The sequence below is a fragment of the Acinetobacter sp. CIP 101934 genome, from assembly GCF_000369585.1.
Lineage (GTDB): Bacteria > Pseudomonadota > Gammaproteobacteria > Pseudomonadales > Moraxellaceae > Acinetobacter > Acinetobacter schindleri.
The window spans coordinates 2,365,085-2,389,694 of sequence record NZ_KB850094.1; the positions used below are offsets into that span (position 1 = coordinate 2,365,085).

Here is a 24,610-nt window from a genome sequence, read left to right on the forward strand (position 1 = left end):
ATGGCTAAACGTACAGACATTAAAAGCATCTTAATTATCGGTGCTGGTCCTATTGTGATTGGTCAGGCGTGTGAGTTTGACTATTCAGGCGCGCAAGCGTGTAAAGCGCTTCGTGAAGAAGGCTACCGTGTTATTTTGGTGAATTCTAACCCGGCAACCATTATGACTGACCCTGCAATGGCAGATGCAACGTATATCGAACCGATTACCTGGCAGACTGTTGCAGCAATCATTGAGAAAGAACGTCCAGACGCAGTTCTTCCTACAATGGGTGGTCAAACAGCATTGAACTGTGCCCTTGCCCTTGATGAGCACGGCATTTTAGAAAAATACAATGTTGAGTTGATCGGTGCGACCAAAGAAGCAATTGAAAAAGCTGAAGACCGTAAACTGTTCGACCAGGCAATGCGTAAAATTGGTCTTGAATGTCCAAAAGCAGACATTGCCGAATCAATGGAAGAAGCTTTAGAAATTCAAGCGCGCTTCGGTTTCCCTGTGATTATCCGTCCATCATTCACCATGGGTGGTTCAGGCGGCGGTATCGCATACAACAAAGAAGAATTCATTGAAATCTGTGAACGCGGTTTCGATCTTTCTCCAACCAAACAGTTATTGATCGATGAATCACTCATTGGTTGGAAAGAGTATGAAATGGAAGTTGTTCGTGACAAAAACGACAACTGTATCATTGTATGTACCATTGAAAACTTCGACCCAATGGGCGTGCACACAGGTGACTCGATCACTGTTGCGCCTGCTCAAACCCTTACAGATAAAGAATTCCAGTTACTACGTAACGCTTCTCTAGCTGTACTTCGTGAAATTGGTGTAGAAACAGGCGGTTCTAACGTTCAGTTCGGTATTAACCCGAAAGATGGCCGTATGGTTGTGATCGAGATGAACCCGCGTGTTTCTCGTTCATCTGCGCTTGCGTCTAAAGCAACTGGTTTCCCAATTGCGAAAATCGCTGCGAAACTGGCTGTGGGTTATACGCTTGATGAACTGAAAAATGACATCACTGGTGGTACAACTCCTGCATCATTCGAACCTGCGATTGACTACGTTGTAACGAAAATTCCTCGTTTCAACTTCGAGAAATTCCCGCAAGCTGATGCAACTTTGACGACTCAGATGAAATCTGTAGGTGAAGTGATGGCCATTGGTCGTAACTTCCAGGAGTCTATGCAAAAAGCGCTTCGTGGTCTTGAAGTCGGTGCATCTGGCTTTGATGAGAAAATCGAAGCGGGTACTGAAGGCGCGCGTGAGAAAATCTTACAAGAGCTTAAAGTTCCAGGTCCTGAGCGTATCTGGTACGTGGGCGATGCATTCCGTCACGGTTTCACTCTAGACGAAGTATTTGCTGCGACCAACATCGACCGCTGGTTCTTGATCCAAATCGAAGACATTATCAAAACTGAAAACCAGATCAAAACTTTAGGTTTTGGTGACTTGAATGCGGACAATATCCGTGGGTTCAAACGTAAAGGTTTATCAGATCTTCGCATTGCGAACTTGATGGGTATTTCACAAAAACAATTCCGTAAACACCGTTGGAACCTGGGCGTAACGCCAGTTTACAAACGTGTCGATACCTGTGCTGCAGAATTCGAATCTGATACAGCTTACATGTATTCAACTTACGATGAAGAATGTGAAGCAAATCCATCGACTCGTGACAAGATCATGGTGATTGGTGGCGGCCCTAACCGTATCGGTCAAGGTATCGAATTCGATTACTGCTGTGTACACGCTGCCCTTGCAATGCGTGAAGACGGCTATGAAACCATCATGGTGAACTGTAACCCTGAAACTGTTTCTACGGATTACGACACATCTGACCGTTTGTACTTCGAACCAATTACACTTGAAGATGTGCTTGAAATCGTACGTATCGAGAAGCCAAAAGGCATTATCGTTCAGTATGGTGGTCAAACACCTTTGAAACTGGCTCGTGCTTTAGAAGAAGCGGGTGCGCCAATCATTGGTACATCGCCTGATGCGATTGACCGCGCAGAAGACCGTGAACGCTTCCAGCAAATGATTCAACGTCTGCAACTTCGTCAACCAAACAACAGCATCGTAAAATCTGCTGAAGAAGGTATGGCTGAAGCATCTAAAGTAGGCTACCCACTTGTGGTACGTCCATCTTACGTCCTTGGTGGCCGTGCGATGGAAATCGTTTATAACGATGAAGAACTTAAACGCTACCTACGTGATGCAGTTCAAGCATCAAACGAAGCGCCTGTTCTGCTTGACCGTTTCCTGGATGATGCAATCGAAGTTGACGTAGACTGTGTCTCTGACGGTAAAGACGTTGTGATTGGCGGCATCATGCAGCATATTGAACAAGCAGGTATTCACTCAGGTGACTCAGCATGTTCGATTCCTCCTTATTCTCTGTCTAAAGAGATTCAGGACGAAATGCGTCGTCAAACAATTGCAATGGCAAAAGAACTTGGCGTAATTGGTCTAATGAACGTTCAGTTTGCGGTTAAAGGCGAAGACGTTTACATCCTGGAAGTGAACCCACGTGCATCACGTACTGTGCCGTTCGTTTCTAAGTGTATCGGCGAATCTTTAGCGAAAGTGGCTGCACGTTGTATGGCGGGTCAATCTCTAGAGTCACAAGGCTTTACTTCAGAGATTATCCCTGAACACTTCTCTGTCAAAGAAGCAGTGTTCCCATTCAACAAATTCCCTGGCGTTGACCCGATCCTTGGTCCTGAGATGAAATCTACAGGCGAAGTCATGGGCGTTGGTAAAACATTCGGTGAAGCATTTTATAAAGCTGTTTTAGGTGCGAACGAACGTCTACCTGGTCTTCCGACAGAAGGTGAAGTGAAACACGCATTCATTTCTGTACGTGACTCAGATAAACCTCGTGCAGCAGGCATTGCGAAACAATTGATTGACCTAGGCTTCAAGATTCTTGCAACTGATGGTACATTTAAAGTGATTAGCGAAGCTGGTCTTGAATGTGAACGCGTAAACAAAGTAACTGAAGGTCGTCCAAACATTGTGGACCGTATCAAAAACGGCGAAATCCACCTTGTAATCAATACGACTGAAGGTAAAAAAGCGCAGGAAGATTCATTCTCGATCCGTCGTTCCGCACTTCAAGGTAAAGTGTATAACACAACTACCTTGAATGGTGCGGATGCAGTATGCCAAGCTTTAGCAATTAAATTGCCGATGGATGTATATCGTTTGCAAGATTTAACAGTAGGTTAATTCGTTACTGAGAAGTCCCGCCACCTTCTCGGTGGCGGGCTTTTTTTCATTTATACACTTTGTATTTTACTTACATACCTAATTTTGAGGGACAACTATGCAACGTTATCCTATGACTCCTGAAGGCAAACTTGCCTTGGAAAAAGAATTACATCAGCTAAAAACTGTTGATCGCCCGCGTATTACAGCCGCAATTGCTGAAGCACGTGAACATGGAGATCTAAAGGAAAATGCAGAGTATCATGCTGCACGTGAACAACAGGGCTTCTGTGAAGGTCGTATTCAGGACATCGAAGGTAAACTTGGTGCTTGCCAGGTGATTGATGTTAAAGCACTAGAACAAAACGGCCGTGTTGTATTTGGCGTAACAGTGACCATTGAAAATCTGGACACTGAAGAACAAAAAACTTACAAAATTGTGGGTGATGACGAAGCAGACTTTAAGATCAACAAGATCTCTGTGAACTCTCCGATCGCACGTGGCCTTTTAGGTAAAAACGAAGGCGATGAAGTGAAAATCGTGACACCACAAGGTGAAGTGGAATACGAAATTTCCAAAGTTGAATATATCTAATTTCTATTTAGATATTTTTAGGCTGTAAGACCCCTCGCTTGAGGGGTTTTTTATTAATCCTGAAAATTTCTATCGGTTTTATTTTAAGAAGCCAGAAGCCAATGCTTCAAATGCCTGTAAAGCCTGAGGTAAAACCTGTGCAGGATCATCGCTGGATGCCACCCACAGTGCTGCATTCATTGCTGCGCCATTTAGCAAGACCGCAGTAGCAAGCGCATCGACTGGTTTTAATCGACCTTCAGCCAGTAACTGTTCTACACATTCACGTGTTGACTGTAGGCATTTATTTTGACTTGGCCAATGTGCTGGATCACCGAGTACGGCCGGGCCATCGCGCAGCACAATCCGTTGAAACTCAGCATTTAATGCATGTTCAATATAAGTGCGTCCTTCAAGCATCAATCCTTCCCAAAGATCATCAGGCTGCTCCAGATGTTGCTGGGCAGATGAAGCCATTTCTGAATCAATCTGATCGACCACCGCAGAAAATAAGCCCTTTTTATCACCAAAATGATGATATAGCGCACCACGGGTCAGCCCTGCTTCTGCCGTGAGTTTATCCATTGAAGTCTCTGCATAGCCATATTCCCCAAATGCACGGCGTGCCACTTGAATCAGTTTTTTACGGGTCTCGGCCATTTTTAATTCACGAACAGACATTTCTATTCTCACTTCAGCATTATAAAAATTTTAATTGACATACGCTACGTATGTCAATTATGTTTACATACGAAGCGTATGTGAAACTGCCAGACGCTTTAAGAAAGGATTTTCATAGTAATTTTTTTAAAGAGAATAGCCATGACTAGAACTGCAATATTTCCCCAAGACCGCCATGCCCTGTATGAACAACATGGTTATTCTGCTGCGATCAAATCGCAAGATTTACTCTTTGTTTCAGGTCAGGTCGGTAGCCGTGAAGATGGTTCTCCTGAACCAGATTTTGAAAAACAGGTAGAACGGGCTTTTGAAAATTTAGCTGCGACATTGGCAGCGGCTGGTTGTACTTTTGATGATATTGTCGATGTCACCACTTTTCATACTGATCCTGAGCAGCAATTTGAAAGCATTATGAAAGTTAAAAACCAGATTTTTACCCAAAAGCCTTACCCAAACTGGACGGCTGTGGGCGTGACTTGGCTGGCTGGTTTTGATTTTGAAATTAAAGTCATTGCACGTATCCCTCAAAGCACTTAGATCAGCATTTACTTTAAAATTTTCTTCACGGACTAGATTGAGATTGTTAATTCAGCTTGCAGCGCAATTCGGTATAATGACCCATTTTATTGTTCTTGCCTCTATGTCTGAAAAGTTAATTAATTCGCCTGTGAATCATTGGTGTGAATTTGAGTTCATCTCAAAAACCGTGAAGAACCCGAATATTCATATTAAAGGGAATTATTCCTACTATTCAGCCTATTGGGATCAGGGCTTTGAGCGTTGTGTTGTGCGTTATTTACATGATAAGCCTGCAACGCCTGAGAAGCCGATTGATCAGCTTTATATCGGTAATTTCGTCTGTTTTGGCGCAGAATGTGTGATTATGATGGGTAGCAACCAATTGCACCGTATCGACTGGATTTCAGCGTTTCCGTTCGATACACGGGGTTTTGAGCTTGCTGGTGATACGATCATTGGTGATGGCTGCTGGATCGGCTCTCGTGCCATGATTATGCCGGGTGTAAAGCTTGGTGAAGGTGCTGTGGTCGCAACGGGGGCTGTCGTGACTGAAGATGTGCCACCTTATGCAGTGGTTGGTGGCGTACCTGCAAAAATTATTAAATATCGTTTCCCACAGGAAGATATAGACAAACTGCTTTCCCTTAAAATTTATGATATCGATCAAAAGCAGTTTTTAAAAATGCATGAACAGTTGCAGACGGATGATATTGATAAATTGGTTCAATATTTTAAAAATTTATGACTTATTAAGAACATATTGCTCATATCCATTTAAAAAAGCCTGTCTTTGCGGACAATCACTTAAAATTGCTAGCTGTATTGCCATATATAAAGACCAATTAATTTCCTCAACTTCTTCATCTTTAAATTTAGCCTCTTTAAATACAATATGTCTAAAGTCTCGTAATCTTATAATTTCTTGGTTCAGAATTTCAGATGCTAATTCTTCTTGAAAATACTTTTGACGTTTATTTCCATTCATTTTCAAATTTGGTAAAGAATTAATAATTGCTTCAAATGCTACCCACATTAATATAAAACGTTCTTTAGGAAACTTTTGCTGAAATGCTTTATCTAAAAGAATTAGTGCATCTATTGGCAATTCACGTAGTTCTGAATATTCAATCTCTTCATAGAGATTTAGATTCTGAACATCAAATTTTGAAGCATATCCCAATTCAGAATTTATACCTGTATCTAGAAAACTTTCAATTTGAGCCAATGATGTAAACATTAATTCGCGAGCAATAGGTATTCCAAATATAATTCTTAAACTATTTATTATATAAAGCGTTTTATCCTGACATTCCTGATTTTTTAATTCACTTTCCAATCCAACAGTTAGTTTTAAATTATTACTATTAGCTGGAATACAAATACCATAATTCGTACTAAAGCACCGACCAAGTTCATCATAATGAGTTCTAAACTTAGTTTGCTCAGTCTTATTATTCAGTGGTCTAACAATACTAATATCGACATATTTAAAATTATTCTTAGATAAAAACTCTCTAATTTTATTCAAATCTTTTTGTTGAATCGTCGAACTCCAAATAGATTCTTCAATATGAGAGATTCCACTACTGCCCCAATCTTCTGCTAACTTTTTACGCTTTTCTAAAATCATTTAAATCTTCACTTCATAAAATTTTATTAAGTATTTTTAACCGAGTTGCTTAATTTCCACTCATTTTATCATTGTAATTCTTATAGGTATAAAAAAACCCACTCAATTGGAGTGGGTTTTTCAGAATATGGTGGCTATGACGAGACTTGAACTTGTGACCCCCGCATTATGAGTGCGGTGCTCTAACCAACTGAGCTACATAGCCTTAAACTGTGCGCGCATTATGAGTTTTTCTAAAAAAAACGTCAACCCCATAATGCACTGATTGATCAAAATTTGGTGAAGTGAGCCGATAAGCCGGGTTCTGTCGAGAACGATCATTCCTCTAGGCGTACAATCACTCATACGCTCAAGCGACCTACCCGGATCCAGCATGGGCCATGCCTAAAGGATCCCTATTTGGTCTTGCTTCCGGTGGGGTTTACCATGCCATGAACTGTTGCCAGTCATGCGGTGCGCTCTTACCGCACCCTTTCACCCTTACCTCCGATTCCGATTGCTCAGAACCATAATGAAGGCGGTCTACTCTCTGCTGCACTTTCCGTCGGCTCACGCCGCCCAGGCGTTACCTGGCACCTTGCCCTATGAAGCCCGGACTTTCCTCCCCTGCTTCAATCACGGAGATCTCCACAGCAGCGATCGTCTGGCTCACTTCGAGCCGCATAGTATCAAATCTGGCAACTAATTGCTTGATGTTTTTTGAGCAGTCAGTTTTTCATACTTGGCTTGAAGCTGTTCCTGCGTCTCTGCATGGTTCGGATCCAGCGGGATACAGTCTACAGGACAGAATAACTGACACTGCGGTTTATCATGATGTCCGACGCACTCGGTACACAGATCAGGATTGATCTCGTAAATGAGTTCCCCCATATAAATTGCCTCATTCGGGCATACAGGTTCACAGACATCACAGTTGATGCATTCATCGGTGATATATAAAGACACGCTACCAACCTTGTTGAAGTTTACGCTCGAAGGCAGCAACCACGTTTGGCGGAACAAACTTGGTTACGTCCCCTCGCAAGCGGGCAATTTCACGCACCAGAGTGGATGAAATAAAGGAATACTGTTCTGAAGGGGTTAAAAATACCGCTTCAAAATGTGAATCCAGCTGACGGTTCATATTGGCCAACTGAAATTCATACTCAAAATCTGACACTGCACGCAGACCACGCAGGACTGCTGTAGCATTCTGCTCACGGAAGAAATTCACCAGCAGGCCGTCAAATCCTACAAATTCAACATTGTTCAAATGGCTCAACGACGCTTGGGCCAGCTCAACTCGCTCTTCCAGACTAAATACCGGATTCTTGTGATGTCCAATCGCAATTGCAACCACCACTTCATCAAACATCTTTGCTGCACGGGTCACCAGGTCAATATGGCCATTAGTGATCGGATCAAAGGTCCCCGGATAAATTACACGAGTTTTAGTCATCCATTTTTACTCTGTTTATTGTGTAAGTTTTCCATTTTAACAAAATCTTGATTTTTTGGCGAAGAAACTCCATCAATTTAAAAACTTCAACTCAATTAAAGTTGCGGTACAATAGCAGCAAGTTTGGAAGTATCAGATTATGGCGAAAGCAAGTATTGTAGTTAAAAAAAATAACGGCGGAACGATTGCGCTAAACAAACGTGCCCGTCACGATTATTTTATTGAAGAAAAATTTGAAGCTGGACTTTCCTTACAAGGCTGGGAAGTAAAATCCTTGCGTGCTGGTCGTATGACCATCGTGGAGAGCTATATCACCTTTAAAAACGGTGAAGCTTTCCTGTTTGGTGCCCAGATTCAGCCACTATTGAGTGCGTCTACCCATGTAGTACCTGAAGCGACGCGTACCCGTAAACTGTTGCTGAATCGCCGTGAAATTGAAAAACTTCTGGGTGCAATTAACCAGAAGGGTTATTCATGCGTACCACTGGCTTGTTACTGGAAAGGTCCAAATGCCAAACTGGAAATTGCCTTGGTAAAAGGTAAACAGCTGCATGATAAGCGTGCAACTGAGAAAGACCGTGACTGGCAACGTGACAAAGCGCGAATTTTCCATCGATAATGGTTACATAATACCTATAAAAAAACCTCCATAAAATGGAGGTTTTTTTATGAATCCAACTAAGCCTTCAGATTCATACGGGCCAGCGTCAAGGCAATATATTCACCGAACCAGAGCGCAGTTTTTAAATCCCCTTCAGGTGGGGTTACTTCAACAGGTGCATTATCCGATTGAGTCATCAAACCTAAAAAGCTGGACATACGATTCAGGTCAGTTACGCTACGTCCAGTTGGCATTAATGGCAAACCTGCCCATAACATGCCGTGCTGCATGGCAAACAGATTAATCTGCTGCAAGACAGCCAGCTTGTCGCCACTGAGACCGCCGCCATTGGTAAAAGCTGCTGCCAGCTTGCCCTGCCATGCACGTGCCAGCCAGCGTTTCGAAGACTGTTCCATAAACAGCTTCATCGCCGAAGTCAGACTCCCCATATAAGTTGGACAGCCAAAAATAATGGCATCTGCGGCGTCCAGCACCTCCCAGTCTATATGTTCGACATTCATCATATGCACCTGAACACCGGTTTCCCGTGCACCATCGGCAATGAAATTTGCCACTTTAGCCGTGTGTCCATAAGGACTGTGATAAACAATCGCAACAGATTGGGAAGATAGGGACATAATACTTAAAAACCAAGAATTTCAGTCAAGTTTAACATTTTCAAGCCATAAACACGAATGTTGCCATACGTCCGGTCTTGGCTTCACGGCGATAAGAGAAGTATTCATCTGCCTGACGGTAAGAGCACTGATCACCCCCCAGCACGGTTTTGATACCATGTTGATTCAGGATATAACGGGCAATTGCATACAGATCGGCATAGTGCTTGTCTGTCTGCTCTCCTGCCTGAAATGCACTGTCCAGTTCAGGATATTTGGAACAGAAAGCTGCTTTTACTTCTGCGCCAATTTCAAAACACGGCTGACTAATCGCCGCACCGAGCCATGCCCAGGTTGGGTGATTCTGCATGGCAGCAATGGTATTTTCCACAATCCCACCTGCCAGCCCGCGCCAGCCTGCATGTAAATTGGCAACTTCTGTGCCATCTGCATTTCCCAGTACCACAGGTAAACAGTCTGCGGTCATCATCATCAAGGCGTGCGCTTTGCGCTGCGTCACCAGACCATCACCGATCAGCGCCTCAAATGGCATCTGCTTATTGATGGTATGACAAATCGTGCTATGGGTTTGGGTCATCCAGGTGATTTTATCCACGCCAAAAGGCTGGAAGTCTTTTAGCAACTGGATGCGGTGTTTTTGCACACGCGCCGGATTGTCATTGACATGCAATGCCAGGTTAAAGCCCGCCAGTTCTGGCTGCTCCGATGGCTGTACCTGTTCATGATGAACACGGGTCTGACCCACATAAACGCCTTGAGGCAAACCTTGTACAAATTGCATGTCTCTTCCCTTTTAATGACCAATGCTGGAAATGAAGAAATTAATAAGCCTTGTTTTCGCTGCGCAGCACTTCAACCAGATTGGTGAAATCTTCTGGCCACGGCGCATTAAAGGTCATTTCTTCTTTGGTCCGTGGATGTTTCAGACCTAAAGTCGCAGCATGCAGTGCCTGACGTTTAAAGCCACGCAAGGTATCTTCAAGCAACTTTGAAGCACCAGCTGGCATACGGACACGCGGCATATACACCTGATCACCTACCAGACCATAACCGATATAGCTAAAGTGCACACGGATCTGGTGAGTACGACCAGTTTCCAGACGCGCTTGAACACGGGTAAAGTGCTGGAAGCGTTCTTTCACATTGTAATGCGTGACTGCATCTTTGCCACCTGGAAGTACGGTCATTTTGACACGATCTACCGGATGACGTTTGATTGGCTCATCAATGGTACCGCCGGCAATGATGTTGCCATATACAACTAGATCATAAACACGGTACACCGATTTTTTCTCAAGCTGACGGCTTAAAGAGAATTGCGCTTCAAGGTTTTTCGCAACGACCAGTAAACCCGAGGTATCTTTATCGATACGGTGCACCAGACCGGCACGCGCCAGTTCTGCTGATTTTGGATAATGATGCAATAACGCATTTACCAAAGTACCAGAACTATTGCCTGCACCCGGATGTACGACCATGCCAACTGGTTTGTTGACCACAATAATGTCATCATCTTCATAGACGATATCCAGTGGAATATCTTCAGGAAGGCTGCGGGTTTGTGCTTCAAGCTCAACATTTAATGTAAGCGTTTCAAAACCATCACATTTGTATTTAGGCTTTACAGGCTGGCCATTGACCAATAAATTACCGTCTTTAATCCACTGTTTCAGCTTTTCGCGGGAAAAATCGCTCCATACGATCGCGGCAACCTGATCGATACGCTGGCCCAGATAGGTTTCATCCACTTGAAATTGCAACGCTAAACGTGTTGCAGTTGTGTCTGAAGTATGGTTATCTGCATCCTCAGAATCTTCAAGTAAATTAAAATCAGTTTCAGGGAAATTAGAATTGGAAGATTGTGCTTGACTCATTTGCTCATTCAGACAAAAGTGGTTTAATAGTGCAATTGTAGCTCATTGCCCGTATTAACAGAGGAATTTTTATGTCGCTACCACATTATAAAATGACAATGCTTGCAATTACGTTAGGCGTTGCATCGGCAATGGTAGGCTGTAGCAGTAATCCAACAAAAAAAGACGTCGTGGATAAAGGCCCTGAAGCCAGCGAACAGGTTTATATTCAAAAAGCACAAAAAGCGCTTGATCGTCAGCAATATAGTGATGCTGCACGTCAGCTTGAAGGTCTGGAAACCTATTTCCCTACCAGTCAGTATGCAGCTCAGGCGCAACTGGATCTGATCTATGTCAAATTCCAGCAAAAGGATTTTGAAGGTGCAGTGGCATTGGCTGAACGCTTCATCCGCCTGAACCCACAACATCCAAATGTGGACTATGCCTACTATGTGCGTGGTGTAGCCAACATGGAGCAGAACTATAACGGTCTGCTGCGCTATACCAAACTGAAACAGTCACACCGCGATGTCAGCTATCTGAAAGTGGCTTATCAGAATTTTGTCGATTTCATTCGTCGCTATCCTTCAAGCGAATATGCAGTTGATGCTGCTCAACGTATGAAGTTTATTGGTCAGGAACTGGCTGAGCACGAAATGAATGCGGCGCGTTTTAATATCAAGCGTAAAGCCTACCTTGCGGCTGTTGAACGTGCGCAATGGGTGATTGAACACTACCCACAAGTGCCACAAACTCCGGAAGCTCTGGCGACCATTGCCTATGGCTATGACAAGCTCGGTGATAAAGCGACTTCACAGCAATATATCGAAGTGCTGAAACTGAACTATCCAAATCTGGTGAATGCCGATGGTACAGTGGACTTAAGTTCGGCACGCAGTGAAGGCAGTTTCTTTAACCGTGCAACCTTAGGGATCTTCGGTAAGGAAGCGCGTACCTACTCAGGTTCTGACAATATTCCGGAACCAAAACAGGAACGCAGCCTGACCAATCGCATGTCATTTGGTTTGTTAGATCGTCCTAAAAACACTGAAACTGAACAGCCTGAGCCGACTGCTGAATAAGCCGACTGTTACAGGTGCAATTTTGCAAAGGGCAAGGTATCATACTTGCCCTTTTGCCATTTCTGAGCAACGCTTGAACAAATCGTGCAAAAGGTATACAAAGGAATTTATATAGAGCCGGCTTAATTCCTACTCTTAATTTTTCAATGATTTACACCTTATAAACGCAGCACGAGAAGCTCAGCAAACTATGGCCATTCCTCAACATACGATTGATCAGATTCTCGATCGCACCGACATTGTCGATGTGATTGGTCAGTTCGTGAAATTAAAAAAAACTGGCCGTACCTATTCGGGCTGTTGCCCTTTCCATCAGGAAAAATCGCCTTCTTTCCACGTTTACCGTGACAAGCAGTATTTCCACTGTTTTGGCTGTCAGGCCAATGGTAATGCCATCCGTTTTTTAATGGACATTGGTAACCGTAATTTCATTGAAGTGATGAAAGACCTGTCCAGTCAGACCGGCATTGAATTACCTAAAGATAATCAGGAATCCAGCAAGCTTAAATATAAGCGTGAAGCAGCGAAGCCTAAAGCTGCAACAAAACCGTCTGCGCCAAAGGCAGCAACCAATACATCCAATAATCAGAATCAGGCACCTTCAACTGCCAGTGATACTGCATCGGTCACCAGTTTTGACCCTTTTGCAGAGTTTCAGAATCCTGAACAGGATTACTATAGCGATCCGTTTGCTGCTTTTGAGCAAATGCCAATGCAGGACGCGCCTCAGGAAGGCAACCTGTTTGACCTATTGGAAAATATCGCACAATTCTATGAGCGCCAGTTACCGAATAGTGCCAGTGCACAGCAGTATTTCCGCCAACGTGGCCTCAGTGCTGAAACAATTGCCTATTGGCGCTTAGGCTATGCACCGGAAGACTGGCAGCACCTGGAAAAAGCTTTCCCGCAGGATATTGAAGGTCTCAAGCTCTTAGGTTTGATTCGTACCAGCGACAATGGTCGTGATTTCGACCTGCTTCGTGACCGGGTAATTTTCCCGATTCGGGATGCGAAAGGTCGCGTGGTCGGCTTTGGTGGCCGTGCCCTAAATGATGAGATCAAACCAAAATATATTAACTCGCCGGATTCGGAAGTTTTCCATAAGAACCAGTTGCTGTATGGTCTGTATGAGGGCCGTAAGCAGAAAGCCCAAGACTGGCTGATGGTCGAAGGCTACATGGATGTCATTGCCTTGCAACAATATGGCATTCATGGTGCTGTGGCGACACTGGGTACTGCCAGTAATACCGAACATCTGAATATCCTGTTCAAGCAGAATCATCGTATCACGATTGCCTTTGACGGTGATGCTGCCGGTCAGAAAGCGGCACGACGTACACTTGAGATTGCCCTGCCGTTACTCAATGATGGTCGTGAGTTGAAGTTCTTTGTACTGCCAAATGACCATGATCCAGATTCATTGATCCGTCGTGAAGGCATTGAAAACTTTCGCCGTCTATTAGATCAGGCTCCGCTGTTATCCGATTTTGTATTTGCTCATCTGGCCCAAAACCATGATGTGACCACACCTGAGGGTAAAAGCCAGGTCATGGCAGAGTTGCGTCAGCTGACCGAGCTATTACCAAAGCAAGGTTCTTATCGCTATCTGTTGCAACAGTTTTTCCGGGAAAAACTGGGTTTTAACCGCAAATGGCAACCCAAGGTTAATAACGATGCCAGCTTAAGCTTTAGTACCAAGATTGATGCTGAAGAATATGTAATTGCGATCTTGCTGAATCATCCCTATCTGTATATTCATTTTGAGCCGCTACGTGCTCTGGTTTCACCGGATCAACTGCTCTACAAGATCCTGAATATTCTGAATGTGATTTTTGATGATCTACCGGATGATCCAGAGTTGTCGACTTATTATGTACTCGGTGCCTGTGCCGCACATCACCATGAATTACAGCACATCCTGCAACATGCCAATGTCAGCGACTATACCTCTTCTCCTGAACAGGCAGACAAGCTGGCAGCTGATTTCTCGACCAAGCTGCAATATCAGTGTTTAAAAAACAAGATTAAGTCGAAGAAATTTAGCAGTATTGAAGAAATGAAGAATCTGAAGTTACAGATTTTTGAGATTGACCGGAAGCGTACCATGACACTGCTTGAAGAATAATTTTCTTATTTTTAAGTTGAGTAATAGAGATCTATGTAGATCTCCATTTTTTATTGGATCGAAAATATCTAGTGCTTTGGTTTACGGCGTTTTAGCATGACCTCATGCAAGGTATGCTGTACCATCTCAAAACAGCTTGGGTCTTCAACCTTGGCCGCTTCACGCAGCACAATCGAAGTGGGATGTAGCAGCTTTTGAGTCAGACGATGTGATAAATCTACCAGTACCTCTACAGCCAGATCACCTTTGGCAATACGTTGCATGGCATGGGCCAGTTCTTCTTCACGTAACTGTTCACCATAGTCACGATAGGCATGAATAGTGTCACCTGCCAGATTTACTTTCTGTTGGGTAACCAGTTCAGTTGCCAGCTGATTGACCATTACTTCCGCTTCAACCGCCGCCTGACGACGCTGTGCCAGGTTTTCCTCAATCACGCTTTGCAGGTCATCGACACCATAGAGATAGACTCCATCCAGCTTTTCAACCTTGGCATCGATATCCCGCGGTACAGCCAGATCAACCAGTAGCATTTGCTGGTAACGGCGTTTCTTTAATGCCGCTTTGACATCAGCAAAATGGATCACCTGATGCAGACTACCGGTACAACTGGAAATGACATCAGCACGATGCAGGTTCGCTGCCAGCTGATCAAATTCAATAATTTCAACATCGACACGATGCGCGATTTCCTGTGCCAGACTTTCAGCACGTGCGCGGGTACGGTTGCAGATAATGACCTTACCGACACCCATTTCCGCCAGATGCTTGGCCACCAGGCTATTCATTTCACCTGCGGCAACAATCATGACGGTCAGTTTTTCTGGCTTGGAAAAAACCTGGATCGCCAGCTGTGCCACCGCATACCCCATCGATACGGCATGACTCCCCACTGCAGTTTCCGAACGCACACGTTTGGCTGCATAGAAGGCATATTCAAATATACGGTTGAGGTTTGGCGAAACGGTATGAGCTTCTTTAGCCAAGGATAAAGCGGTTTTTACTTGTCCCAGAATCTGCGGTTCACCTAACATCAGTGAATCCAGACCACTGGCGACACGCATCAGATGTGTAACTGCCTGAGCATTTTCATAGCGATACACATGGTTTTGCAGCTGCTTGACATCGACCCCATTTTTTTGGGCGAGCCAGTTCAGCACCATGTCGACATTGTCAGACATCGCGTAGATTTCAGTTCGATTACATGTAGACACCACCACCATGTCATTCAGCTCAGGGTGCTGGCTTTGTTCAGCAAGCAAGACACTTAATTTTTCAGGATTAAAAGCGACTTGTTCACGAAGTTCTACAGAGGCAGTTTGATGGTTGACACCCAATGCAAAGAAAGACATATCAGGTCATCATTTCACTAAATTTATGCTATTGTGCAACATCGGTGTCATAAAAAGCATTACTTGGATCAAGAAAAAATTGCGATATATCAACAGCCGTGGTCACGGCCATACAATTAAGCAATATTCTACCACATTCTTACTTGTGGGTAGCATGGCTTCCACTGCCCAGCTTCAGGCAGCAGGAACAGTTTACCATGCCAACCCAAATTATGAAGCAATAAAACAGAGTATGATCGCCGAGTTTGCTTTAGCTTCCAATGACATTCCAACTGCACTACATAACTATACTGTACTGGCCATCAAGAGCAATTCCACCACAGTAAAACAGCGTGCCTTGAATGTTGCTTTGGAACATGATGATCTGCGTGCAGCCCTTGATATTTCGACACATTGGGTAGTTCAGGAACCACAAGATGTCCCAGCAATGTTCTATCTGGCGCATATCGCCTTAAAAGCCCACGAATATGAACTGGCAGCAGAAACCTTAGATAAAATTCTACAGATTGATGACAGTGCCGATCTGGAAGAAATTCTTGCAGGAATCGTCCCAACAGATACTGAAGATCGAAATTATCTGATACAGGCACTCAGTTCCAGCAAAGCCAAAAATAACCCCTCTATTCTTGTCCTGGTCGCAGGACTGGAAGCCCAGAATGGTCAGTTTGAACAGGCACTGCTGACCATTAATCGTGCTCTAAAGAAGCGTCCCAGATCTACGGGCTATATTCTGCTGAAGGCCAATCTGTTACAGGCCTTAGATGACCAGGAACAGACCTTAAAATGGTATGAAAAAGCCAGCAACAAAAACCGCAACAATATCGAAGTGCGCCTGGCTGAAGTCAAATACCTGATCAAGCTCAATGAAACTAGATTAGCCCTGCAAAAACTGGAAACTATTCTAAAAAAATGGCCTACGCATGAAGAGGCCTTATTTATTGCAGGCCTGACCAGTATTGACCTTGAAGAGTACGACAAAGCAGAAAAATATCTGGTCGAACTGCGCTACTCAGATCAGTATCAGAATGAAGCTTATTATTATTTGGCGATCAATGCCGAGCGTAAGCAGCATTATGAAACTGCCAAGGCCTATTACCGTCTGGTGGATGGCAGCCTGTATACCGTTTCCAGGCGTAACATGATCTCTATCTTCAGCAAGCAGGAAAAACTGACAGATGCCCTGCGTTTCCTGACCCAGGAACGGGTTAATTATCCACAACATGCCAGTTTCCTGTATCTGGCTCAGGCGGACATCTTAAAGAAGATGGACAACAAGAAAGCTGCCCTGCGTCTACTGGAGGAAGCCAGTAACAACCTGCCAGATGATCCAGAACTGGTCTATGCTCAAGTACTATTGTTAGATCCACATCAGGATTGTCTTCTGCTCGATCAGTTGCTGAAACGCTTACTGGACATTGAACCGAATAATCCAGCTTATTTGAATGCCTATGCCTATACACTGGCAATGCAGAACCGTCGTCTGGAAGAAGCCCGTCGTTATGTCGAGCAGGCCCTGGAATATGCTCCTGAACAAGCCTCAATTTTAGACACCTTCGGCTTTATCTGCTATCAGCAGAATGACTTTGCTAATGCTGCTCTAGCTTGGGAAAAAGCCTACAACCTGAATCCGAGCGCAAAAATTGGCGTACGACTGGCTCGCTCACTGTACATGAACGGTGATATTGAACAATTCCAACAAGTCTTTAAACAATTACAACAAAATTATCCGGATGATCCTGAATTAAAGCAGCTTCATTCGTTATTGTTATCACCACCGATAAAAACGAGTTAATTCTATTATGCCTAAGCTTAGCCAGCTGGCCTGTTGCTTCCTTGCATCAGGCACTTTGATTCTGACCGGTTGTCAGCAGATTGCGCAACCTAAACAACCTGCTACTGCATCAATTCCAACTGCTGAAAATGAATTCCAGCTCCAAGGCAAGATTGGTGTGCGTACCCCACAACAAAGTGGCAGTGCCTTCTTCACCTGGGCACAGCAGCAGGAACAATTTGATATTGAACTGACGGGTATTCTGGGCGTAGGCAAAACCCAGATCTCTGGCCAACCTGGTCAAGTTTCACTGAATAGTGCAAAAACAGGTCTGATTCAAGCTGCTACACCAGAAGAGCTACTGCAACGTGCAACCGGCTGGCAGGCACCGATTACCCATCTGGTCGATTGGGTACAGGCTCGTCCTGCGACCAGCAACGCCCAATTGCAAAAAGACGACACTCAACGCATCAGCCAGATTATTGAAGATGGCTGGACCGTGGATCTCAGTTATGCAGCACAGGCACGTCTGCCAAACCGCCTGATTTTAAAACAGACGCTTGGGAATGGCGGTGAAAACCGTATTACAATGGTGATTCAAAATCGTTAATGCATTTGATTGAAACTTAACCATGATTCGTGTTCCCTCGCCTTCTAAACTGAATTTGTTTCTCCACATTACAAGTCGCCGACCAGATGGTTATCATGAGCTGCAAAGTATTTTTCAGCTGATTGATTTGTGCGACTGGCTGGAGTTTGAGCAAACTGCAGATAAACAGATTCAGATTGAAGGGCTGGCATCTGTCGATCTGGAACAAAACCTGATCTATCGTGCGACTCAGGTGCTTAAATCTTATGCAAAAGCTTATTCCGGTCTAAAAATCCGTCTGGAAAAAAATATTCCGATGGGTGCAGGACTGGGTGGTGGTTCATCGAATGCTGCCACCACTTTAATTGTAGTAAACCAGCTTTGGGATTGTGGGCTAACAATTGAGCAGTTAGCTGAACTGGGTGTCAAGCTTGGTGCAGACGTGCCGATTTTTGTTCATGGCCGAAATGCATGGGCAGAAGGCATCGGTGAACACTTAACATTCATTGACTTAGATCAAAAACAGTTCATTGTGCTCAAACCTGACTGTTTTATCAGCACTCAACTGCTTTTTTCACAAAAAACATTGACAAGAGACACGAAGAGCTCTAAATTTTGCGCCTATCAGATAACGCCATCTGATTTCGGAAATAACTTTGAGCCACTGGCAAGAAGCTTATATCCTGAAGTCGATGAAGCAATGCAGTATCTCGACCAGTTCGGTGTTGCAAAGCTTACAGGTACAGGTGCCTGCGTGTTTATCGAAGTAACTGAAAAGATGAATGTAACCAATGTTCTTGAAAATGCACCATGTAAAGCTTACCTGGTGAATAGTTTACAAGAATCACCATTACGTCATTTTAAGGTTTGTTAGGGGTATCGCCAAGTGGTAAGGCAGCGGGTTTTGATCTCGCCATCCGTTGGTTCGAATCCAGCTACCCCTGCCATTTTTCACCTGTAGATGTACTGTAGTAGGGGCGTCGCCAAGTGGTAAGGCAGCGGGTTTTGATCTCGCCATCCGTTGGTTCGAATCCAGCCGCCCCTGCCATTTTCTCAAAAAAGACAGGACATGGTTTTGCAGTAAGAGTGTTAATTTACCTTGACACAATACCGCAAAAATATTAAAGTTCTGCCGCATTAGGGGTATCGCCAAGTGGTAAGGCAGCGGGTTTTGATCTCGCCATCCGTTGGTTCGAATCCAGCTACCCCTGCCATCTATTCCCATATTTCCTAACCGCCAAGGGTGCTTCATGCCCAATCTTGTCGTTTTTAGTGGAACCGCGCATCCACAATTCGCTCAAAAAGTCGTAAGCCATTTACACATTCCTCTAGGTGCTGCATCTGTTTCTACCTTTTCTGATGGTGAAATTGCTGTAGAAATCACTGAGAATGTACGTGGTAAAGACGTATTTATCGTACAACCTACTTGTGCCCCAACGAACGACAACCTAATGGAAGTCCTCGTGATGGCTGACGCGCTGCGTCGTGCAAGTGCTGGTCGTATTACCGCCGTTATTCCTTACTTCGGTTATGCCCGTCAAGACCGTCGTCCTCGTTCTACCCGTGTACCAATTACCGCGAAAGTTGTTGCAGACATGCTGACGACTGTGGGTATTGACCGTGTAGTGATGATCGACCTTCATGCTGACCAAATCCAAGGCTTCTTCGATATCCCTGTAGACAACATCTACGGTACTCCAGCATTGCTTGCTGACTTACGTCAACAACAGCATCATAACCTGATGGTTGTTTCTCCTGACGTGGGTGGTGTAGTACGTGCTCGTGCTGTTGCGAAACAGATGGGTGATATCGACCTGGCAATCATCGATAAGCGTCGTCAAAAAGCGAATGAATCACAAGTGATGCATTTGATTGGTGATGTAAAAGATCGTGACTGTGTCATTGTTGATGACATGGTGGATACAGCGGGTACGCTTTGCAAAGCAGCTGATGCATTGAAAACTTTCGGTGCTCGTAAAGTTGTGGCTTACGCAACTCACCCGGTACTGTCTGGTAAAGCGATTGAGAATCTTAAAAATTCTGTAATCGACGAACTGGTTGTAACTGATACCATTCCGCTTTCAGAAGAAGCTTTATCTCTTGGTAAGATTCGCCAGGTTTCAGTAGCAAGCATGGTTGCTGAAACAATTCGTCGTATTAACAACGAAGAATCTATTAGCGCAATGTTCGATTCTTATCTATAATATAGCGCTGAATTTCCAAAGCCCTGCCATTTGGCGGGGCTTTCTATCACCGGACTGGTCGCAAGTCTGGTTCATTTAAACTTAAATAGGATGTCTATCATGGCAAACTTCGTATTAAACGCAGCAGCACGTGAAGAAGCACAACAAGGGAAAGGTTCGAGCCGCCGCCTTCGTCATGCTGCTAAAGTTCCAGCGATCATCTACGGTGGCGAAGCTGCTCCTGTAGCTGTTACTCTTGAACTTCGTGAGCTTGTTAAAGCTTTAGAAAGCAATGCTTTCTTTGAAGAAGTTGTTGAAATCAACATCGACGGCAAAACTGAAAGCGTTAAAATCCAAGCGCTTCAACGTCACCCAGCTAAAAACACACCTATGCACGCTGACTTCAAACGCGCATAAGTGTTGATGGTGTAAATTAGTGTCAAATATTTCACTGATTGTAGGTTTGGGCAACCCAGGTTCTGAGTATGCCCAGACCCGCCATAATGCAGGCTTCTGGTTCGTAGAACGCCTTGCCGAACAATATGGCATTTCCCTCAAAAAAGACCCAAAATTCAATGGATTTAGCGGTCGTGGTAATATCGAAGGCCAAGACGTTCGTCTACTTCTTCCAACAACATTCATGAATCTTTCTGGTAAAAGTGTTGTTCCCTTTGCCAAATTCTATAATATCGCTCCTGAGTCAATCCTGATCGCACATGATGAGCTGGATATGAATCCAGGAATCATTCGCCTGAAAACTGGCGGTGGTCATGGTGGTCACAATGGTTTGCGCGATATCGTGCCGCACATCGGTCCGAACTTCCATCGCTTACGTATCGGTATTGGTCACCCAGGTTCTAAGGAACGCGTGTCCGGTCATGTACTGAGTAAGGCACCGAGCAGTGAGCAGACTTTAATGGATGACGCGATTGCACATGCCATGAATCGCATCAAGATGCTGGTCAATGGTGAAGTACAACAGGCCATGAACCAAATCAATGCCTATAAACCAAACTGATCATTCTATAAATTGTTGAATAATCTTTCTTGCCATCTTACGCATTTCAGAGCAAAATGCGTTTGCTCGATTGTTCACCATACAGCAAGCAAGATTGATTTAACCAAATGATCAAACTCTTAGGTCAACTCAGGGGACGCTAGCCATGCTATCTCGTTTATTAAAATGCAAAATTCACCGTGCTCACGTTACACATGCAGAACTACACTATGAAGGTTCATGTGCAATTGATGGCGTTTTGATGGATTTGGCTGGCATTCGTGAATACGAAGAAATTCATGTGTGGAACGTGACCAATGGTAAACGTTTTGCAACTTATGCAATTCGTGGCGAAGACAATTCAGGCATCATTTCAGTCAATGGTGGCGCTGCGCATCAAGCCGATGTAGGCGATATCGTGATTATTGCAACCTTTGGCGATTTCACTGAAGCTGAAGCGAATGCCCATCAGCCTCGCTTAGTTTATGCTAACCCAAACAATACAGTCAGCCACACAGCGAACTGTATTCCTGTGCAAGTAGCTTAAGTCCAAGATTTTAAAAAGCCCGCAATATGCGGGCTTTTTTATTGAAAAATACTTCTAAAAATAGATCTTAATTAACCGCCTTGTACCCAGTCTTTTTGGCTTTCGCAATTTAAAGCTCGCAGATTCTGATCCACCAGATTCGCCAATAAAGCCTGTCCATTATCTTTAACTTTAATCTCGGCATATTTTGCGTTGCGATAGCACGGCTCCAATCCTTCTGCAAACAGAAAGCTACTCGCTGCCGGATATAAATTGGCTAATCGATTGGAAGGATTTTTTAGAAGCAAACGCGCGGAAGTTCCCTGATGAGTTTTTAAAAGATTTTCATCCAAGCTGGTTTGAATCACACGATGCTGATCATCTAGCTGCACATAGCTTAAAAGATGTGTCTGATCCTGAATACGCTTTTCTAAGGCTGCAATTTTCTTATCCGCTAAACCACCCTCTTCTCCACGGTCAGCTTCAGCATCACCCTCGAAATGCAGCTCATAATTCAGTGCCATATAATCGCCTTGCAAGATTGAGCGCGGATCGACCGGAGCAAGCTCAACAAAGATGGACTGGCTGTTCGCTAAATGATGTTCATGTTTGAGGATCAGCCCCACAAAGATCAGAATACTGAATCCGGCCAGAATCAGAGGAAGAAACTTTTTCATGCAGTTTCCTCCTGACCAGATCTAATCCTTACCTGCTTTAAGCCATAGACCATGCACCAAACCATGAGACCTGAGATGAAAATCGTGAGGCTCTTTACCAGGAAACTCAGCCCCAGATTGTAATACAGCATCCATAACCAAAAGATCAGCAATAAAATCGATAGGGCTTGAATCATTCGTTGCTGATAGACTACAGCCCAAGCCATGAGCAGCATAATGATAAAAATTTCAAAATAGCCCAACAGGATCAGTAATAAACCCAGAACCGGAATTAACCACAGCCATTTTTCAGAAAATTGTTGCCAGTTTTGCCAAATAAAACTGAACAACAATAAGCTCGGAAGAATATAAAACAGCAGAATTTGGTCAAAGCTGATCTGTCCGATGCTCTGCCAGTGCTCTAATCCGGTTACCGCCTGAACCACCGCTGAACCTGTCAGCATGGCAATCATCCAGAGAAAGATACTTTTCTGATAATGCGAAGATTGCCAATAATGAGCTGTTAGGAATAGTCCGATGAAAATGACATAGTTCAAGCTGGGTATGATACTGATCACGATATCATCATGTTTAAAAGAATTTTCTAAGATCAGAACCACGATTGCTAATGCATGGGTAATCAGCAGCTGCAGGGTCAAAATAGACCAGTGCATCCGTTTGATGATAGTAAGCCCCAGTATTAATAATTGCAGCAGCAAGACTACAACCATACTGTCGGTGAGCAGTTCTGTATGAATTAAAACTGCTGCCTGACCACAGATCCATAAGCAATAGGCAAACTGGCGCATAAAAACTGAAAGCTGCTGACCCTGCAGTTTCCAGGCGATGCCTATAAAGATGATCCCCATTAAGATTGAAAATGCTTCCCAGTAAGTCAGTAACAGGACTGCAAGAATAATCCCGGAAATCCAGGCACCGAGTGCCAGAGGAATCACGGAGAATTTGGTTTGTGGAAAAATTCTATTTAAAGCAAAACTGATTAAGGCAAACCAGCCAAAAATCAGCACAGCCAGCATAAATAGCCCAGCAGCTGAATTGGTCAGTTGATTTTCAACCAGTTCAAATACCCATAAGCTCACACTGGCAGCCAAACCTGCAATGAGAAGAATGGCTTCTAGCGCCTGATGTTTCCTATAAAAATAAAATGCGGCACCTGTCGGTAAAACAACTGAAGAAGCTAAATAGATCAGCTTAAAGTGATGGGTAAACTGCATCATGCTGCTGATCGAAATCACGATCACAAATGTGATAAACAGAAAACGTAGCAGCGAGTAATAGCGCATGGCATACGCAAAGCTAAGTGCTGTCAGCAAATTTAGACCAAGCAAATACAACCCTTCTGCTCTTCCCATCCAGAAGCTCTGTTTAAAATACAGATACAACATCAGCTGGCTCACTACGCAAAGCATGACAAAAATGCCAATATTGAAGCGATAGAGCCATGGTAGGAGCAAGGCTGACCAGAGCAGAAATAACAGATAACTATCTGCGCCAGTTTGATAAATCTGCCCAATCACTGCCAGACTTAAACCCAGCATGAGACCAGATACCGTATCCAGACTCTGTCTCACCCATTCCTGCTGGTCGAAGTAAATACTTGCTGCTGCACTACAGAATAAAATCAGCATCGGGATTGCCAGCTGAACCGGATCCGGTAGCATCCACCAGTTCGCTGCCATTAAATACAGCAAACTGACCGTGATGAGTGCCAAGCCCAAGATTTTTAAATAACGTAGTACTTCTACATTGCAGAACAGCAAGGGCGAAAATTGATTATTTCGAATCAGCTCAGTTTTATGCATTGTTAGAATGATTGAAGGATTTCTAATCTTCCTCACACCATAGCATGTTTCCAGTATTTTGCTAAAAACTTGGGTAATTCAGATTATCTGTTTTGTTTATCTAAAATTCTGCAAATTACTTTCCATTTCAACCATCCCATTTTTTTAAAATCAGGACTATAATGATCCTACATCGCTTCAGGGCGGGGTGTGATTCCCCACCGGTGGTAATTTCAGCTTGTTATAATCAGGCTTGAATCAGCCCACGAGCGGTCAATTTCGATTGATCTGCAGATCTGGTGCAAATCCAGAGCCGACGGTATAGTCCGGATGAAAGAAGACGAAAGCAGCACCAAGGCTGTATGCCGTGCATACACCTGTTT

Annotated in this window: 24 protein-coding genes, 4 tRNA genes, 1 other RNA gene and 1 riboswitch; of the genes, 17 read left to right on the forward strand and 12 right to left on the reverse strand. The window is 44.1% G+C overall.

Annotation, left to right across the window (positions count from 1 at the left end):
- Entirely contained in the window at nucleotides 1–3,231 is a 3,231-nt protein-coding gene (carB, locus tag F899_RS11585; RefSeq protein WP_005222893.1) for a carbamoyl-phosphate synthase large subunit, read from the forward strand.
- 97 nt (nucleotides 3,232–3,328) lie between these two features.
- A complete protein-coding gene (gene greA, locus F899_RS11590; protein WP_005222895.1) occupies nucleotides 3,329–3,805 on the forward strand; it encodes a transcription elongation factor GreA in 477 nt (158 codons plus the stop codon).
- Between the two features lie 78 nt (nucleotides 3,806–3,883).
- On the opposite strand, the gene F899_RS11595 is transcribed toward greA, so the two are convergent.
- Nucleotides 3,884–4,465: a TetR/AcrR family transcriptional regulator gene (locus tag F899_RS11595; RefSeq protein ID WP_004891996.1), complete on the reverse strand. Its 582-nt coding sequence runs from the start codon at nucleotides 4,463–4,465 to the stop codon at nucleotides 3,884–3,886.
- 141 nt (nucleotides 4,466–4,606) lie between these two features.
- On the opposite strand from F899_RS11595, the gene F899_RS11600 reads away from it, so the two are divergent.
- Both F899_RS11600 and F899_RS11605 read left to right on the forward strand, forming a co-directional pair.
- Nucleotides 4,607–5,002 (forward strand): RidA family protein, encoded by a 396-nt coding sequence (locus F899_RS11600; RefSeq protein ID WP_004891993.1) that lies wholly within the window; start codon nucleotides 4,607–4,609, stop codon nucleotides 5,000–5,002.
- A 103-nt stretch (nucleotides 5,003–5,105) separates the two neighbouring features.
- Nucleotides 5,106–5,729, forward strand: a complete 624-nt coding sequence (locus F899_RS11605) for a CatB-related O-acetyltransferase (RefSeq protein ID WP_008305086.1) — start codon at nucleotides 5,106–5,108, stop codon at nucleotides 5,727–5,729.
- On the opposite strand, the gene F899_RS11610 is transcribed toward F899_RS11605, so the two are convergent.
- The 5 genes from F899_RS11610 to coaD form a co-directional block, all read right to left on the reverse strand.
- A complete protein-coding gene (locus F899_RS11610; RefSeq protein WP_005222899.1) occupies nucleotides 5,724–6,614 on the reverse strand; it encodes a hypothetical protein in 891 nt (296 codons plus the stop codon). The two genes, F899_RS11605 and F899_RS11610, sit on opposite strands and share 6 nt — an antisense overlap.
- A gap of 128 nt (nucleotides 6,615–6,742) precedes the next feature.
- Nucleotides 6,743–6,819: transfer RNA gene (locus F899_RS11615), tRNA-Met, on the reverse strand.
- 72 nt (nucleotides 6,820–6,891) lie between these two features.
- Nucleotides 6,892–7,269, reverse strand: an RNA gene (gene rnpB / locus F899_RS15205) — RNase P RNA component class A.
- Between the two features lie 26 nt (nucleotides 7,270–7,295).
- Complete coding sequence (locus tag F899_RS11620) at nucleotides 7,296–7,559, reverse strand: YfhL family 4Fe-4S dicluster ferredoxin (protein ID WP_034434081.1); 264 nt, start codon at nucleotides 7,557–7,559, stop codon at nucleotides 7,296–7,298.
- 1 nt (nucleotide 7,560) lies between these two features.
- Entirely contained in the window at nucleotides 7,561–8,052 is a 492-nt protein-coding gene (gene coaD / locus F899_RS11625; protein WP_004814921.1) for a pantetheine-phosphate adenylyltransferase, read from the reverse strand.
- Nucleotides 8,053–8,191: 139 nt separating this feature from the next.
- Between coaD and smpB the strand changes: the two genes are divergently transcribed.
- Nucleotides 8,192–8,671, forward strand: coding sequence for an SsrA-binding protein SmpB (gene smpB, locus F899_RS11630; RefSeq protein WP_004891982.1), 480 nt, complete (start codon nucleotides 8,192–8,194; stop codon nucleotides 8,669–8,671).
- Between the two features lie 59 nt (nucleotides 8,672–8,730).
- Here smpB and F899_RS11635 read toward each other — a convergent pair whose 3' ends face one another.
- From F899_RS11635 to rluD, 3 genes are read right to left on the reverse strand one after another with little or no spacing between them, the layout of a single operon-like run.
- The gene (locus tag F899_RS11635) at nucleotides 8,731–9,291 is read right to left on the reverse strand and encodes a flavodoxin family protein (RefSeq protein ID WP_004814919.1); all 561 of its coding nucleotides are present in this window, start codon (nucleotides 9,289–9,291) and stop codon (nucleotides 8,731–8,733) included.
- Between the two features lie 40 nt (nucleotides 9,292–9,331).
- Nucleotides 9,332–10,072: a peptidoglycan editing factor PgeF gene (pgeF, locus tag F899_RS11640; RefSeq protein WP_005222902.1), complete on the reverse strand. Its 741-nt coding sequence runs from the start codon at nucleotides 10,070–10,072 to the stop codon at nucleotides 9,332–9,334.
- A 40-nt stretch (nucleotides 10,073–10,112) separates the two neighbouring features.
- Nucleotides 10,113–11,165, reverse strand: a complete 1,053-nt coding sequence (rluD, locus tag F899_RS11645; RefSeq protein ID WP_005222903.1) for a 23S rRNA pseudouridine(1911/1915/1917) synthase RluD — start codon at nucleotides 11,163–11,165, stop codon at nucleotides 10,113–10,115.
- Between the two features lie 71 nt (nucleotides 11,166–11,236).
- On the opposite strand from rluD, the gene F899_RS11650 reads away from it, so the two are divergent.
- Complete coding sequence (locus F899_RS11650) at nucleotides 11,237–12,226, forward strand: outer membrane protein assembly factor BamD (protein ID WP_004814916.1); 990 nt, start codon at nucleotides 11,237–11,239, stop codon at nucleotides 12,224–12,226.
- Nucleotides 12,227–12,416: 190 nt separating this feature from the next.
- Nucleotides 12,417–14,351, forward strand: a complete 1,935-nt coding sequence (locus F899_RS11655; protein ID WP_005222907.1) for a DNA primase — start codon at nucleotides 12,417–12,419, stop codon at nucleotides 14,349–14,351.
- Nucleotides 14,352–14,419: 68 nt separating this feature from the next.
- Here the strand turns inward: F899_RS11655 and hemA are convergent, their stop codons facing one another.
- The gene (hemA, locus tag F899_RS11660; RefSeq protein ID WP_005222909.1) at nucleotides 14,420–15,703 is read right to left on the reverse strand and encodes a glutamyl-tRNA reductase; all 1,284 of its coding nucleotides are present in this window, start codon (nucleotides 15,701–15,703) and stop codon (nucleotides 14,420–14,422) included.
- Nucleotides 15,704–15,782: 79 nt separating this feature from the next.
- Between hemA and F899_RS11665 the strand changes: the two genes are divergently transcribed.
- The 10 genes from F899_RS11665 (at nucleotide 15,783) to panD (ending at nucleotide 21,790) form a co-directional block, all read left to right on the forward strand.
- Nucleotides 15,783–17,495, forward strand: a complete 1,713-nt coding sequence (locus F899_RS11665; protein WP_005222911.1) for a tetratricopeptide repeat protein — start codon at nucleotides 15,783–15,785, stop codon at nucleotides 17,493–17,495.
- 7 nt (nucleotides 17,496–17,502) lie between these two features.
- A complete protein-coding gene (gene lolB, locus F899_RS11670; protein ID WP_005222913.1) occupies nucleotides 17,503–18,084 on the forward strand; it encodes a lipoprotein insertase outer membrane protein LolB in 582 nt (193 codons plus the stop codon).
- Nucleotides 18,085–18,106: 22 nt separating this feature from the next.
- The gene (gene ispE / locus F899_RS11675; protein WP_005222915.1) at nucleotides 18,107–18,937 is read left to right on the forward strand and encodes a 4-(cytidine 5'-diphospho)-2-C-methyl-D-erythritol kinase; all 831 of its coding nucleotides are present in this window, start codon (nucleotides 18,107–18,109) and stop codon (nucleotides 18,935–18,937) included.
- Nucleotides 18,936–19,010, forward strand: a tRNA-Gln gene (locus tag F899_RS11680). The genes ispE and F899_RS11680 overlap by 2 nt, the downstream gene beginning before the upstream one ends.
- 26 nt (nucleotides 19,011–19,036) lie before the next feature.
- A tRNA-Gln gene (locus F899_RS11685) sits at nucleotides 19,037–19,111 on the forward strand.
- A gap of 91 nt (nucleotides 19,112–19,202) precedes the next feature.
- Nucleotides 19,203–19,277: transfer RNA gene (locus tag F899_RS11690), tRNA-Gln, on the forward strand.
- Between the two features lie 36 nt (nucleotides 19,278–19,313).
- Nucleotides 19,314–20,267 carry a ribose-phosphate pyrophosphokinase gene (locus F899_RS11695; protein ID WP_004891961.1) on the forward strand — a complete coding sequence of 318 codons (954 nt, stop codon included), beginning with the start codon at nucleotides 19,314–19,316 and terminating at the stop codon, nucleotides 20,265–20,267.
- 99 nt (nucleotides 20,268–20,366) lie between these two features.
- A complete protein-coding gene (gene rplY / locus F899_RS11700; protein WP_005222917.1) occupies nucleotides 20,367–20,663 on the forward strand; it encodes a 50S ribosomal protein L25 in 297 nt (98 codons plus the stop codon).
- A 19-nt stretch (nucleotides 20,664–20,682) separates the two neighbouring features.
- Nucleotides 20,683–21,264 (forward strand): aminoacyl-tRNA hydrolase, encoded by a 582-nt coding sequence (gene pth / locus F899_RS11705; protein WP_004814907.1) that lies wholly within the window; start codon nucleotides 20,683–20,685, stop codon nucleotides 21,262–21,264.
- 145 nt (nucleotides 21,265–21,409) lie between these two features.
- On the forward strand, nucleotides 21,410–21,790 hold the full coding sequence (gene panD, locus F899_RS11710) for an aspartate 1-decarboxylase (RefSeq protein WP_004280606.1): 381 nt from the start codon (nucleotides 21,410–21,412) through the stop codon (nucleotides 21,788–21,790).
- Between the two features lie 71 nt (nucleotides 21,791–21,861).
- Here the strand turns inward: panD and F899_RS11715 are convergent, their stop codons facing one another.
- Both F899_RS11715 and F899_RS11720 read right to left on the reverse strand, forming a co-directional pair.
- A complete protein-coding gene (locus tag F899_RS11715; protein ID WP_005222918.1) occupies nucleotides 21,862–22,446 on the reverse strand; it encodes a GDYXXLXY domain-containing protein in 585 nt (194 codons plus the stop codon).
- Nucleotides 22,443–24,248: a DUF2157 domain-containing protein gene (locus tag F899_RS11720; protein WP_005222921.1), complete on the reverse strand. Its 1,806-nt coding sequence runs from the start codon at nucleotides 24,246–24,248 to the stop codon at nucleotides 22,443–22,445. The genes F899_RS11715 and F899_RS11720 overlap by 4 nt, the downstream gene beginning before the upstream one ends.
- Before the next feature lie 170 nt (nucleotides 24,249–24,418).
- Nucleotides 24,419–24,573: riboswitch (FMN riboswitch) on the forward strand.
- The last annotated feature ends 37 nt before the right edge of the window (nucleotides 24,574–24,610 follow it).